12 protein-coding genes are annotated in these 14,318 nt (G+C 29.8%); 8 read left to right on the top strand and 4 right to left on the bottom strand.

The window, feature by feature from the left end; all coding sequences use genetic code 11:
• The first annotated feature begins 23 nt into the window (after nt 1-23).
• Together msbA (AC5LXV_RS12960) and msbA (AC5LXV_RS12955) are read left to right on the top strand one after the other, a co-directional pair.
• Complete coding sequence (gene msbA, locus AC5LXV_RS12960) at nt 24-1,760, top strand: lipid A export permease/ATP-binding protein MsbA (RefSeq protein ID WP_493466696.1); 1,737 nt, start codon at nt 24-26, stop codon at nt 1,758-1,760.
• Nucleotides 1,761-1,786: 26 nt separating this feature from the next.
• Nucleotides 1,787-3,559 (top strand): lipid A ABC transporter ATP-binding protein/permease MsbA, encoded by a 1,773-nt coding sequence (msbA, locus tag AC5LXV_RS12955; RefSeq protein WP_493466695.1) that lies wholly within the window; start codon nt 1,787-1,789, stop codon nt 3,557-3,559.
• A 40-nt stretch (nt 3,560-3,599) separates the two neighbouring features.
• Here the strand turns inward: msbA (AC5LXV_RS12955) and AC5LXV_RS12950 are convergent, their stop codons facing one another.
• Both AC5LXV_RS12950 and AC5LXV_RS12945 read right to left on the bottom strand, forming a co-directional pair.
• Nucleotides 3,600-4,667, bottom strand: a complete 1,068-nt coding sequence (locus tag AC5LXV_RS12950) for a glycosyltransferase family 2 protein (RefSeq protein WP_493466694.1) — start codon at nt 4,665-4,667, stop codon at nt 3,600-3,602.
• 18 nt (nt 4,668-4,685) lie between these two features.
• Nucleotides 4,686-5,663, bottom strand: coding sequence for a glycosyltransferase family 8 protein (locus AC5LXV_RS12945; RefSeq protein WP_493466693.1), 978 nt, complete (start codon nt 5,661-5,663; stop codon nt 4,686-4,688).
• A gap of 194 nt (nt 5,664-5,857) precedes the next feature.
• On the opposite strand from AC5LXV_RS12945, the gene AC5LXV_RS12940 reads away from it, so the two are divergent.
• Nucleotides 5,858-6,832: a glycosyltransferase family 8 protein gene (locus AC5LXV_RS12940; protein WP_493466692.1), complete on the top strand. Its 975-nt coding sequence runs from the start codon at nt 5,858-5,860 to the stop codon at nt 6,830-6,832.
• 224 nt (nt 6,833-7,056) lie between these two features.
• Here AC5LXV_RS12940 and AC5LXV_RS12935 read toward each other — a convergent pair whose 3' ends face one another.
• Nucleotides 7,057-8,001 (bottom strand): glycosyltransferase family 8 protein, encoded by a 945-nt coding sequence (locus tag AC5LXV_RS12935; protein WP_493466691.1) that lies wholly within the window; start codon nt 7,999-8,001, stop codon nt 7,057-7,059.
• A gap of 153 nt (nt 8,002-8,154) precedes the next feature.
• Here AC5LXV_RS12935 and AC5LXV_RS12930 point away from each other — a divergent pair, with 153 nt between their 5' ends.
• From AC5LXV_RS12930 to tsaB, 4 genes are all read left to right on the top strand, one after another.
• Nucleotides 8,155-9,135, top strand: coding sequence for a glycosyltransferase family 8 protein (locus tag AC5LXV_RS12930; RefSeq protein ID WP_493466690.1), 981 nt, complete (start codon nt 8,155-8,157; stop codon nt 9,133-9,135).
• A gap of 11 nt (nt 9,136-9,146) precedes the next feature.
• Nucleotides 9,147-10,121: a glycosyltransferase family 8 protein gene (locus AC5LXV_RS12925; protein WP_493466689.1), complete on the top strand. Its 975-nt coding sequence runs from the start codon at nt 9,147-9,149 to the stop codon at nt 10,119-10,121.
• A gap of 289 nt (nt 10,122-10,410) precedes the next feature.
• Complete coding sequence (gene yoaA / locus AC5LXV_RS12920; protein ID WP_493466688.1) at nt 10,411-12,339, top strand: DNA repair helicase YoaA; 1,929 nt, start codon at nt 10,411-10,413, stop codon at nt 12,337-12,339.
• Nucleotides 12,336-13,016 (top strand): tRNA (adenosine(37)-N6)-threonylcarbamoyltransferase complex dimerization subunit type 1 TsaB, encoded by a 681-nt coding sequence (gene tsaB / locus AC5LXV_RS12915; protein ID WP_034882949.1) that lies wholly within the window; start codon nt 12,336-12,338, stop codon nt 13,014-13,016. Before yoaA ends, tsaB begins: the two co-directional genes overlap by 4 nt.
• Nucleotides 13,017-13,067: 51 nt before the next feature.
• Here tsaB and AC5LXV_RS12910 read toward each other — a convergent pair whose 3' ends face one another.
• Nucleotides 13,068-13,334, bottom strand: a complete 267-nt coding sequence (locus AC5LXV_RS12910; RefSeq protein WP_493466687.1) for a GrxA family glutaredoxin — start codon at nt 13,332-13,334, stop codon at nt 13,068-13,070.
• Between the two features lie 283 nt (nt 13,335-13,617).
• Between AC5LXV_RS12910 and AC5LXV_RS12905 the strand changes: the two genes are divergently transcribed.
• Nucleotides 13,618-14,310: a DUF2884 family protein gene (locus AC5LXV_RS12905; protein WP_493466686.1), complete on the top strand. Its 693-nt coding sequence runs from the start codon at nt 13,618-13,620 to the stop codon at nt 14,308-14,310.
• Nucleotides 14,311-14,318 lie beyond the last annotated feature (8 nt).

Raw genomic sequence — 14,318 nt, 5'->3', positions numbered from 1 at the left:
ATTTACTATTTTAACATTCTATTATGCCTCAAAAATTAAACTCAATTACTACTTTAAAAAAACTATGGCCATTCATTAAACCTTTTAAAAAAGCATTATTTGTGGCCGTTTTTGGACTATTATTGAATGCAGCAACAGATGCTACATTAATATCACTTACCAAACCATTACTTGACAATGGATTAATGGATAAAAATTACTCTCTTTTGATTCTTATTGCTATTACAATTATTGGATTAATTTTACTTAGGGGGTTATCTAATTATATTTCGACATACTGTCTTTCGTGGTTATCGGGGAAAGTTGTGACTAAATTTAGGCAGATGATATTTCATCATTTGATTAAAAGCCCTATTAGTTTCCATGATAAACAATCTATAGGTGATCTTGTTTCAGTTATTACTTTTAATACTCAAATGTTATCGAAAGCCTCTTCCGACGCTTTGATAATACTCATTCGTGAAATAACCTATGCAGTAGGTTTATGTATTGTTATGTTATATGGAAGTTGGAAATTAGCTTCAGTATTAATTATTTTAGTTCCATTGATTATTTTTATTGCACAATTCATAGCCAAAAAATTTAGACATACTATTGCTTCAATGCAAGCTGGAATGGGACAAATAACTATTGCTAGTGATGAAATGTTAAAAGGGCATAAAGAAGTTTTAATTTTCAATGCAAAAGAATATGAAAAACGAAATTTTAATATTATAACGGATAAAGTTCGAAGAGGAATGTTGAAAATAGAAATAGTTTCAAGATTATCAACACCTTTAATTCAGTTGATTGCAACAACTGGATTAGGTTTCATACTTTATTTAGTAGCTAGTCAAAATTTAGATATTACACCAGGTTCATTTACTGTAGTTTTTTCTGCGATGGTAGCTGTAATGCGCCCTCTACGAGAATTAACAAGTTTACATGTTGAGCTTCAAAAAGGTGCGGTTGCTTGTGAATCACTATTTGAACTTCTTAATTCCCCATTAGAGCATGATAATGGAACTATTGTTGTTGATCGAGTAAAAGGAAATATTGAGTTTAAAAATGTCACTTATACTTATCCTACACGAAATACTCCAGCACTTAATAACTTCTGTTTAAAAATAGAGGCGGGTCAAACTATTGCTCTCGTAGGACGTTCAGGGGCAGGTAAATCGACAATTGCTAGCTTATTGCCACGTTTTTATGATATCTCTAAAGGTGAAATTTTAATAGACTCTATAAATATCCAACAATACACTTTAAAATCATTACGTAAGCAAATTGGTTATGTATCTCAAAATGTTCATTTATTTAATGGTACTATTGCTGAAAATATTGCATACGGTGAAAAAGAACTTCATAGTGAAGATGATATTTTAAGAGCGGCTAAACAAGCAAATGCTATTGAATTTATTAATAAGTTAGAACATGGAATAAACACAGAAATAGGTGATAATGGTATCTTATTATCTGGTGGACAAAGGCAGAGAATCGCAATAGCTCGGGTTTTGTTACGTGATAATCCAATATTAATTTTTGATGAAGCTACTTCTGCACTAGATAATGAGTCAGAAAGACTTATACAAAAAGCGTTAGAAATACTTCAGAAAAATAGAACATCAATCATCATTGCTCACCGTTTATCAACAATTGAAAAAGCAGATCGTATTCTAGTTATTGATGATGGAAAAGTAATAGAAGATGGTAATCATGAGTCATTGATTAAATTAAATGGAATTTATGCACAAATGCATAAAATGCAATTTAATAGTTAAGGCAAAAAGAATAGATAATGAACAATATGAATCGACAAAATAAGCAACAGTATATTAATGATATAGATAAAGATTATTCTACATGGAAAACCTTTTTAAAATTATGTCCATTAATTATGGAACATAAGTTTGTATTATTTTTTTCCGTTATTTTATTGATTGCAAGCGCATTTGCTGACACCTCGTTGATCGCCTTATTACGACCATTATTAGATCGTGGTTTTTCAATGAATGACCAAAATTTTTTATTAATGGCGCCTTTTTATATTTTTGGATTAGTATTATTGCGTGGAATTGCAAACTATGGTTATTCTGTATTGTTATCACTAATTTCCGGAAAGATTGTGATGAAAATTCGACAAAGGTTATTTAGCCATTTTGTTGAAGCCCCTGTTAGCTATTATGATCAAAATTCAACTGGTCGATTATTGTCTCGTATTACTTATGACACTGATCAGGTTGCAGCATCCTCGTCAGACGCATTAATAACAATAATCCGCGAAACAGCTTTTATTTGCGGTCTATTCTACACAATGTTTTACAATAGTTGGCAATTATCTTTGTCTTTGATTATCATTACTCCGATAGTAATAGCTCTTATATCATTCATATCAATAAGATTTCGTCGCTTAGCCAAAAATATGCAAAATTCAATGGGGAATGTGACGATGTCGGTTGAACAGATGTTAAAAGGGCATAGAGAAATAATTGTATTTGGAGCTCAAGAAGAAGAAGTTAAAAATTTTGAAAAAGTGAGTAACAAATTTCGCCGAGATAGCATGCGATTAGTCTCTATTTCCGCTTTATCAACACCTATTGTTCAAGTTGTTATTTCTTTTGCAATTGCTTTTGTACTATTAACAGCTAGTAATCCTGATTTGAATATCACACCAGGTGAATTTACTGTCGTCTTTTCTTCATTGGTAGCTTTGATGCAACCGATAAAAAGTTTAACAAGTGTTAATGCAGGGTTTCAAAAAGGCATGGCAGCTTGTCAAACATTGTTTTCTATACTTGAACAACCTATTGAAAAGGATAATGGTAGTTTAAATGTAGATAGAGTTAAAGGAGATATTCTTTTTAAGAATGTTTCATTTAAGTATGAAACTCGGGATGATTTAGCATTAAATAATATTAGTTTTAATGTACCTGCAGGCAAAACCGTCGCTTTAGTTGGCAGATCAGGATCTGGAAAAACAACAATTGCAAATTTATTAACGCGTTTTTATGAAATTACAGATGGTGAAATCTCTATAGATGGAGTTGACATTTGTGAATATACATTATTTTGTTTAAGAAACCAAATTGGCTTAGTTTCCCAAAACGTACATTTGTTTAATGATAATATTGCAAATAATATAGCATATGGAAAAATTGGTGAGTTTTCTCAAGAGCAAATAGAGGAAGCTGCAAAAAAAGCAAATGCTTATGATTTTATTAAACAATTTGATAAAGGTTTCGATACAGTAGTTGGTGAAAATGGAGTTTTATTATCTGGAGGTCAACGTCAACGTATAGCTATTGCTCGAGCTCTTTTAAGAGATAATCCGATTCTTATTTTAGATGAAGCCACATCAGCATTAGATACCGAGTCTGAAAAGACAATACAGAAAGCGTTAGATGAATTACAAAAAGGAAGAACTTCTCTAGTTATAGCTCATCGATTATCTACTATTGAAAATGCGGATAAAATATTAGTGATAGGTGATGGAACTATTATCGAACAAGGGACCCATACTGAATTATTAAAGAGAGATGGTGCATATACAAAATTGTATAAAAGTAATTTTAATGAATAATGGTTCACTAATTTTTTTGATCATAGCTCTAAATAGGTTTTTAGAATTTATTTAGGGATGAGTAGTACTTGTAGTCTTTTTCAATATTCATATAAGGATATTTTTTGGTTATAGCACATTTTAGTAATATTTTCTTTGTAGTGAATGTACAAGGATTTTTCTTTATAAATTTTAAAATGTAGAAAATATTTCTTATAGGATTACATTTTTTACTATTGTAGACTCGTATCATTAGTTTAAGTAAACCGAGTTCTTTTATAATTTCATTTTTAGTTTGTTTTTGAAATGTCTTATCAGATCTCAACAGTGATTCTAAATAAGTGATATTCATTGCACAGATATAATTGCGTTTTGCATTATCTGATAATTGTAGGGTGTTAATTTCTGTTATACAGTGTTCTAAAACTCTTTTCAAAGTTTTCAAATTAGAATCATCAATGTATTGTTCTGATAATGAAGAAGCACGTACACGGTGAAAATAAGAATTTTTATTTATATAATAATTAGTCAATTTTGCTTTCGAGATAATAGAAAGTGAGATGCTGTGGTCTTCGTGGTTTTTCTCGATAAATTTTTCAGTAAATAATTTTCGGCGGAAAATAAATCGCCATACAACGCCAGAATAATTTCTCATTTCTAATAAATGATTTAATAAATCTATGCCTGATTTGAAGTTTTTTGTTTTACTATTTTCAAGATTTGTCATACAAGATATCATTTCTCCGTCTTTAAAAGACGTATAATCAAAGTAGAACAAATCTAATTGAGGCATAAGTTTTAGAGAATATCTGAATTCTTTGAGTAAATTATGATTTATAATATCATCAGAATCAATGAATAGAATGTAGTCTCCAGACGAACATTCAACACCTTTATTTCGAGCTTGGCTGACACCGAGATTTGGTTGTTTAATTATTTTGATATTACTAAATTTTGATTGATATTGCTCTAATATTAGTAAGGTATTATCAGTAGAACCATCATCGATACATATAATTTCTAGAGGATAAGTATCATCTTTTGTAACTGAAATTAAACAGTCTTCAATATAATCTTCAACATTATAACAAGGTATAATAATAGTAAGACAAACAGTTTTATTTATCATAAAATTTCAAATAGATAATTATTTTTTAAGAAATAACTTAAATTTTAAATAAATACTATAGTAATAAATAGATTTAAAATAAGCTTTTTGTTTAAATAAATATTTAGCATAATTTCTTATAGATGAGCTATTACCACTTAAAGGTAATTGATCATCTTTCCATGGAGACAAATTAAAATAATTATTAAAAATTTCAGAAAGATAAACTTTATACCACGGCTTATTTTGTGAAATATAATGTAAAATAACAGTATAAGGTCTGATTTCTTTTTCCTGATGCGCATCGACTGAAATTTTTATCTTAGTATTAAACTTTATTGGTAGTAACAGTGTTTTATTTTCCAGTAAAATATTTAAAACATCTTGATCGGCAAACTTATAAATATTTCCATCATTAATCATAGTTAATGCCTTTTCGGAAATCTTTTCTTCACACCATTTAGTAGTATTTATAAGTAATACACCTGCATTAAAATATCTTGTTGAATCAATGTTATACATTTCACTGATGGTTTGTTGCATATCTTTGCTATCACTTATAACTCCTGCAATATAATTTTCAATATTGTATTCCGCTAATTTTGCTAATGATTTTAAACAAATTATATCGCTATCAAGATATATTAATTTATCAGTTACTGAAACAAGGAGTTTAGGCATAATAAAGCGTATGCAGGTTGATGCTGTCGGAATATGCAAAACTAACGTTTTGGGATTGATGATAAAATTGTTATTTAAAAAATACAGCGTAATTGATACATTCGGATAATTAAACTTCTCGAACTTTTCAAGGTTTACATGTGACACATTATCAATAAATAAATGAAAATGAAGGTTGCAATTTGGCGTATTTTGGATAACTGATAATATTGCTACACCAGCAGGCATTGCATAATTATTGTCAAATCCTAAAGCAATATTTAGAGTTGGAAAATGTGGCTCAAGATTAGTACTTATAGGTTTAATTTGATCAATAAAGTTATTTATGTTAAACATTTAATCCGTTCTAATTTAAGTGATATCTAATAATCTATTATGTTAATTATATATTTCTTTGTTAACAAAATATAGGTAAAAACTTTATATAAATTAAAAAAACGAAGATTTAAGAACTTTTGACAGATTAAATAAATTTACACTTTTATAGTATTTATTTAGAATAATAAAAATTTTAAAAAGCGACGTAATAAATGTTTAATTCCAATAAATATATAAGTAAAGTTGAAGAGTTTACTCAAAATAGCAGTAAAGAAATATTGCATATTGCATTTGCATTTGATGATAATTATGCAATGCCAGCAGGGGTAACTATAACTTCTATAATTGAAAATAATAGTAACTTAAATTTTTGTTTTCATCTATTAGTTGATAATGTATCTTTGGTTAATATAATTAAACTTAAAGAACTTATTGGAAACAATGTTAGTATTAAAATATATTATTTAAATGATAACTTTGACATTAATCCGAATACATTGGTATTAGGTTACTTATCTGTGGTTTCTTGTGCGCGTTTTATTCTTCCGGCATTATTACATTCTCAAACTAAAAAATTTTTATATCTTGACAGTGACATTCTCTGTTTGAAATCTATTTCTGAACTATATAACACAGATATATCTAACTATGTTGCAGGGGTCATTCCTGACGATAAACCGATGCAAAATGAAGTAAAAAATTTATATTCTATTGATGTTGAAAAATATTTTAATTCGGGAGTGTTATTAATTAACACTGATGAGTGGATGAAAAATGATTTAACCAACAAATGTATTAACAAGGTAAATGATGGCAATGTCTATCGTTTTGCAGATCAAGATGTTTTAAATATATTATTAGAAAACCAAACAATCCTTTTACCTATTAAATATAATACTAAAATTCACATAAGTATTTCTTGTGAAGAAGAACAATTAATAGCGCCTTATACTGTGTTATTACATTACGTAACAGGCTATAAACCATGGTATCAAACATTTGATTCTAAGTTATTTTTAAAATTTTATGATTTATCTCCTTGGAAATATACCAAACGACCGAAAGCATTAAAAAAATCATGGTTAAGAAACTATGCCAAATATTGTTTAAAAAGAGGTCGAGTTTTTACAGCTGTTAAATTTTACTATTTTTATCTATTTAATAAACTAGTAAAAAACAGCAATTAAAATTATATAACCTAAATTATATAATTTTAATTGTTTGGCTCTACTCAGATAAGAGTGTATAACTAATATTAGTTAGTTTATTAATGTTATTATATAATATAATCAGAAATAATAGCGGAATATATAAAAATCAGTATATTTTGCTTATTTATAAAGGAATTATTTAAATTTTTTAGTTGTAGGATTATAAAAACATAGATTATTAAAATTTCTGGTTATTTAATCTATTTTTTAATTAAGTAAGTTAAATAATATTTAATACATTTTAGAAATTTTCTTTTTCTAAAAAAATCTTTTGCATATACCCTATAATCAACTGGTCTCATTTTGCTTTGGTAAGATTTCAATACTACATCGCTCCAAGGGGTAAAATGTTTATAAAAAATGTATAAATCTTGGGCTAAACCTTTATGTTCTGCGTACCATATTTTTCTTGGACCTGTAAAATGCACAAAATAAGGTAACGATTTTTTATGATGAAAGAAAGATTCCTTTTCTTCATCATTCATCCAAGTAAATAAATAATTCCATTTAACATCAACAAAAACAACACGTTCTTGCAAAACAATATTTAAAGCATCTTGGTCTGGGTAGATTAAATTATAATTCTCTGGTGATAATAATATTTGGTTGGCTTTATTTTCTGTGTCAAATTTTTTCCAGTTCTGACTGTTAATATATAAAAAACCTGAATTAAAGTATTTTTTATTTCCTAACGATAAGCGATTTGCATTTGCTAAAAGATTATCATCATTTAAAGAATCAGCTGTTACCGCACAAACTACTGAATCAATATTGATATTTAAAACAGGAGAAATATCGCCAAAGCATAAGATATCAGCATCTAAGTAAATAAACTTATCAATATAATCAGGTAATAATCTTGGAACAGATAAGCGAATATACATTGAACGATTGATATGTTTTACTTTTTCATTCTTAATGTCAATGTATTTATTTAGCTCATCAATAGGAATTGAATAAAGCGTAATTGCGGAGCTAATTTCTTTTAGCTTATTTTTTTCTTCGTCTGAAACATCATACAAAAAAATATGAAAATGAATATTATTACTTTTATTATTGAGTATGATCGAAGTAATAGAAACACCAACATGTTCTAGATAATTGGAATCTGTACAATATACAATATTAATAATACTATTATTCATTTCAAACACTCATTAATACAATGTTTTAAATATATCATAGCTATTCATGTATTACAAAATTGTTAAATAAATATGAAATGGATAGTTAATTTTTTTATAATAATTAGTTATGTTACAATAAAACAAATTTCAAATTGTCGGTATTACTAGAACATGTTAACAGAAAATCTTTTCATTAGTAAGATTACTACTTTATTTAGTCATATTATTGAATCACAAGAAACAGTGCATATTGCATTCTGTTTCGATGATAATTATGCAATGCCAGCAGGTATTGCTATGTCATCAATTATTATCAACAACCCCGATAAAAATCTGTTTTTTCATTTATTTGCTAATAAAGTATCTAATAAAAAAATTGAAGACTTTAATCAACTTAGTCAGAATAATACCTCGATAATTTGTTATGAAGTGAGCAATGATTTCTCGATAAATCCTGATACTTTAGTACTACATGTTTCGGCATCAACGTGTTTACGTTTTATTGTGCCACAATTGCTAAATAAAGTAGCTTCGAGGGTGTTATATTTAGATTGTGATATCCTTTGTACTAATAAACTGGATGATTTAATCAATAAAGATTTAACTGACAAATATGCTGCTGTAGTTGCAGATGTAGATAAAACTCAAGAAAAACAATGCCCAGATTGCAATATTTCGTATGGTGAATATTTTAATGCAGGAATGATTTATATTAATACTGACATGTGGGTAGCTAATAACTTAACAGAAAAAGCTTTTGCAATGATTAATAGCGGTAAAGTTTATAAATTTGCCGATCAAGACGTTTTGAATATTCTAATGCAAGGTAACACTCTGTTTCTTCCTAAAAATTTTAACCAACTTACTTCACTCTCAGTTGGTGGTAATGAAGATAGCTTATTAAGTGATGACACTGTTATAATTCATTACGTTACCGGCAATAAACCATGGTATCAGCTATATTTAACCCCGCTTTATCAACGTTATATTGCTTCTTCGCCATGGGCTAATCAAAAATTGTCATTAGCTAATGAACATGCACCCTCAACAACCAGACGTTATGCAAAATTGTTAGCAAGTCAAAAAAAATATCTTTCGGCATTCAAATATTATTTACTTTATCTCAAGCATAAAGCTTTTAAAAAGCGATAAGGATGTAAACCGTGATTCAAGTTGATAGATTTATTAATAAAAGGAATGAATTACTGTCACATAATTTTGACAATAATCAAACTATTATACATATTCTATTATGTTTTGATGATAATTATGCATTATCAGCAGGTATAAATATTTTCTCTGTTTTTGAAAATAATATTTCAAGGCCGATTCATTTTCATTTATTTACCCATAATCTTTCTGATGAGAATAGACGTAAATTTGGAGAAATTAAATTCGATAATGTATCAATAACTGAATATGTTATTAATGATCAGTTCAAAGTCGATGAGCAAAATACCGAACAGTTTCCGCTTTCAGCTTGTGTGCGCCTAATAGCGCCAATAATACTCAAAAATACCACTGATAAGTTACTTTATGTTGATAGTGATACCTTATGTACGAATAGCTTATCAGATATTGATAATATTGATCTTACTGGCATTCTACTTGCAGCTGTTGCTGACGAACCATATATGCAACAATCTCAATGTACCAAATATGGTGTTATTGAAGGAACTTATTTTAATTCTGGTGTTATGCTCATTAACATTCCGCTTTGGTGCGAAGATAAAATTACTGATAAGACGTTGAAACTATTAAATGGTGGTGAAAAATATCAATATCCCGATCAAGATGTCTTAAATATTTGTGTCGGTGAAAAAAGGCTAATATTACCAAGAAAATTTAATAATTTATTGGCATTATCAATTAATGGTAATGAAGATGCGAATATTCCGGATGAAACAGTCTTTATTCATTACATAACTAAGAATAAACCTTGGCATGAACCTTATCGATCTATATTATTTGATTCTTATTTAGAAAAATCACCTTGGCGAAATGATTGTTTACCATTATATAGTCCTAAAAAGACCTCTTCAATTCGCGCTTATTCAAAACTGATGTTTAAACAAAAAAAATATCTATCTGGAATAAAACACTATCTTATTTATTTAAAAACTAAATTGAAAAAGTAATAATGGTTAAATAATTCTATTTTTATGAGCTTATTTAGATTATCGATTTAAAAAAATTAATCAGTTTCTAACTAAGCTTTTTCTTTATAGTGATTATTCTTGTCTATATTTTTGCTTTAGTTATTGCTATATTATAAATCGTTATTTTGATAGTTAATTGTTCAATTTCAGGATAATAATTTCATTTCTAATATAAAATTGTTTTTTTCTAACGTTAGCTTATTTATTAAATATATTTTCCAGTGTGGATAGACAAATTAGACTTATCTTTTAATTAGGTGTATTTTAAGTGATTGATGATTTTGCAGAAAATGGTTTGCTTGCGACGGCTATAGATGGTTTTGTTGCACGAGAACCACAAAGACGTATGGCAAATAAAGTCACTGAAGCAATCAACGCCCAACATTCGCTAGTAGTGGAAGCGGGAACGGGAACAGGTAAAACCTTTGCATATTTGGTTCCTGCATTACGTAGTGAGAAGAAAGTCATCATTTCAACTGGCTCGAAAAATCTACAAGAACAGTTGTATAGTAAAGACTTACCCATTATCAAAAAAGCGCTGGACTATACGGGTAAAATTTCACTTCTTAAAGGGCGAGCCAATTATCTTTGTTTAGAGCGTATGTATCACCAATATGCGGCAGCAGGCGATCTAGATAAGAGTTTACGCACAGATTTAGTTCGGGTAAAAAACTGGTCAATCAAAACTAAAGATGGTGATATCAGTAAATGTACCACGCTGACTGAAGACAATCCAATTTGGCCAATCTTAACAAGTACTAACGATAATTGTTTGGGTAGTGATTGTGAGCATTATAATGATTGTTATGTGGTTAAAGCTCGTAAACGCGCGTTAAATGCCGATATTGTCGTGGTTAATCATCATCTATTTTTGGCTGATGTAGTGGTTAAAGATACCGGATTTGGCGAGCTAATTCCTAAAGCTGATGTAATGATATTTGATGAAGCACATCAACTTCCCGATCTTGCCTGTCACTATTTTGGTGAACAGTTGACGAGTCGACAACTATTTGACTTAGCCAAAGAGATAAATTTGGCTTATCGAACCGAAGTCAAAGATATGTCTCAGTTACAGCAGTGTGCTGATAAATTGCAAAAATGTACCCAAGATATGCGAATATTAATCAGTCAACAAAATAACAAAGGTAATCTTCGCTATCTATTTAATCAATCCAGTATTAAACAAGAATTATCTTATCTGTTTGATAGTCTTGATTTTTGTAAAGAAGTTCTATTATTAACGATAGGTCGCTCGACAACACTAGATAATTGTTATGAGCGGGTTAATCAGTACCAGCAATTGTTAAAAAAGTTGACAGAAACTCATGTACCTGGTTATAGCTATTGGTATGAAAGCACCTATAGTTCTTTTCTCTTTGCATTAACACCATTATCGGTAACGGAAAAATTTGAAGAATTATTAACCCAGCGAGAAGGTAGCTGGATATTTACCTCAGCAACATTATCAGTCGATAATCAATTAGATTATTTTACTAAACGTTTAGGGCTAACCAACGCTGAATCCTTAATTTTAGAAAGCCCATTTGACTATATCAATCAGACGATTTTGTGTGTGCCGCGTTATCTACCATCACCAAATGAGCGAGGCAATGCTGAAAAACTCGTTGATATTTTATTACCGGTTATTGAGGCTAATAATGGTCGTTGTTTTTTTCTTTGTACATCTTATGCAATGATGAATGCATTAGCTGAAAAATTTCGATTGCTTACCAAATTACCGGTGTTGGTTCAAGGTGAAACTAGCAAAACAAAACTTCTTGAACAATTTATTGAAAGCGGTAATGCACTATTAATCGCAACCAGTAGTTTTTGGGAAGGGATTGATGTTAGGGGTGATACTTTATCTTGTGTTATTATAGATAAGTTACCGTTTACCTCACCGGATGATCCTTTAATGAAAGCACGCATGGAGGATTGCCAAATGCAAGGTGGTGATGCCTTTAATGAAGTGCAATTACCTGAAGCTGTTATTACCTTAAAACAGGGGGTGGGGCGATTGATCCGTCATCATAATGATCGTGGAGCGATTATAATTTGTGATAATCGATTAGTGATGCGCACTTATGGCGCAACGTTTATTAATAGTTTACCGCCATCACCAAGAACCCGAGATGTTAACAAGGTAATCGATTTTTTATTATCTAACAATGAACCTGATAATTTGGAAAACAAATGAGTACTATTTTAGCCATTGATACTTCAACAGAAGCTTGTTCCGTAGCACTATTTTATCGAAATGAAATCACCCACGATTTCATGATTTCGGCGCGAGATCATACTAAAAAGATCTTACCAATGGTTGATAATATTTTAAATCAATCAGGCTGTACCCTTTCACAACTTGATGCTATTGCTTTTGCGCAAGGTCCAGGTAGTTTTACTGGCGTGAGAATTGGTATAGGGGTTGCTCAAGGATTAGCATTGGGCATTGATAAACCGATGATAGGTGTCTCAACCTTGATGACTTTGGCGCAAGGATGTTATAGAACAACTGGATCAACAAAAGTTATTCCGGCGATAGATGCTAGAATGGGTGAGGTCTATTTAGGTCAATATCAATATCAAAATCAAGAGTGGCAAGCGATTATTGCTGAATGTGTTATCAAACCTGAATATGTGAAATCAAAAATTCAGCATATTGATAATAACTATTATTTGGCTGGTACCGGGTGGCAAACTTATCCTAATATGTTACCAGAGATTAAGCAAAGTGAAGTATGGTTACCAGAAGCGCAAGATTTAGTTGTTATCGCCCATAAGAAATGGTTGAAAAATGACGTTGTTAAAGTTGAAGATGTTGAACCAACTTATTTACGTAATGAAGTGACTTGGCAAAAATTACCGGGTCGTTAAGATCAGATAAACCACCGAGGTGGTCTATCTGTATTTATTATGCAGAAATATTTATCCTTGAAATAATCCCAAATTAGCTTTGGCATAGGCTTCAAAATCAGTGCAACCACCAATTGGTTTTTCATCGATAAAAATTTGTGGTACGGTTTCTACCGGTTTACCAACACTTTTTGAAAGATCTTGTTTGGTAATACCTTCAGCGTTGATATCAACATAACGATAAGAAAAATCATCGCGTTCTTGAGATAACTTTTCAGCAAGCTCTTTAGCTCGCACACAATATGGACATCCTTGACGTCCGAAAATTACAGCATACATATATCACCTCGAATAAGTTAAATTTGCTTGATGGATTTACTATACTTTAGTTTGAAATAAAAAAAAGTAGTTAAACCTAGTTAATATAATAGATTATATCTATTGATACTCTACTTGCATAGCGAGTTAGGTATGCGTTTTAATCATTTGAATAATTAATCGAATATTTTATCAATTTTTTTCCCAAAAAGTTGAAGAATGGGGGTTTTTTAAGTTTTAAATTTAGTGCTAATTTGATATTACTCGCTATAATTTTAATTTCAACCATTAAATGGATGTCAGCATGCTAAAAAAAATACTATTTCTTTTTTCATTAACATTATCAATAACGGCGTTTGCCGCTAAAAAAGAGTGTCCGGTCAAACCAAGTTATGATATTGTGATAAATAAAAACAACATCCATATCGTTAATAAATCAAATGATCTATCCATCATGAGTGATGGACAAGTGGTATTAAATGCAAAAACAGTATCAGTGAATAAGTCGTTACGTAAAAAACTTAATGAATTTCAAAAAAGTCTGCGTTTAAAATTACCACAGCTAGAACAGCAATCATTAAATTTATTGTTGGACGTGAAAGTTGCTTTTGACCAAGCTATAACCAGAAAATTGAGTGATGATCGTGAACTACATAGTGAATTAAATAAACTTTATAAACGATTAGTTAAATTATTGCATCGTTCAATTATTACTGAAAATGGCACAACAACGTTTTACTATCAAAACTTTAATAATTTAAAAAAAGATGGGGAGGATATTGGGGAACGCATTTTTTATAACGTAGTCGGAGGGAGTATTGTAGAATTTAACTTTTTTAAAAACTTAGGTGCTATCAAAGATATTTCAAAAAATGAATGGAAAATTCAAAAACCAAAACTTAAGGCATTTGATGCGCATATCTGTTCGGTAATTACTAATGTAGATCAACAATATCAACAGATTTTGACAGAACTTCACCAATCAGCCGACAAGTGAATAGACAA

The organism is Gilliamella sp. LMG 34359, from assembly GCF_984569085.1.
This window is presented reverse-complemented; position numbering and strand designations above follow the sequence as displayed.

Coding starts and splice junctions, on each gene's coding strand:
- msbA (WP_493466696.1), top strand. CDS start 24: ATGCCTCAAAAATTAAACTCAATTACTACTTTAAAAAAACTATGGCCA.
- msbA (WP_493466695.1), top strand. CDS start 1,787: ATGAATCGACAAAATAAGCAACAGTATATTAATGATATAGATAAAGAT.
- AC5LXV_RS12950 (WP_493466694.1), bottom strand. CDS start 4,667: ATGATAAATAAAACTGTTTGTCTTACTATTATTATACCTTGTTATAAT.
- AC5LXV_RS12945 (WP_493466693.1), bottom strand. CDS start 5,663: ATGTTTAACATAAATAACTTTATTGATCAAATTAAACCTATAAGTACT.
- AC5LXV_RS12940 (WP_493466692.1), top strand. CDS start 5,858: ATGTTTAATTCCAATAAATATATAAGTAAAGTTGAAGAGTTTACTCAA.
- AC5LXV_RS12935 (WP_493466691.1), bottom strand. CDS start 8,001: ATGAATAATAGTATTATTAATATTGTATATTGTACAGATTCCAATTAT.
- AC5LXV_RS12930 (WP_493466690.1), top strand. CDS start 8,155: ATGTTAACAGAAAATCTTTTCATTAGTAAGATTACTACTTTATTTAGT.
- tsaB (WP_034882949.1), top strand. CDS start 12,336: ATGAGTACTATTTTAGCCATTGATACTTCAACAGAAGCTTGTTCCGTA.
- AC5LXV_RS12910 (WP_493466687.1), bottom strand. CDS start 13,334: ATGTATGCTGTAATTTTCGGACGTCAAGGATGTCCATATTGTGTGCGA.
- AC5LXV_RS12905 (WP_493466686.1), top strand. CDS start 13,618: ATGCTAAAAAAAATACTATTTCTTTTTTCATTAACATTATCAATAACG.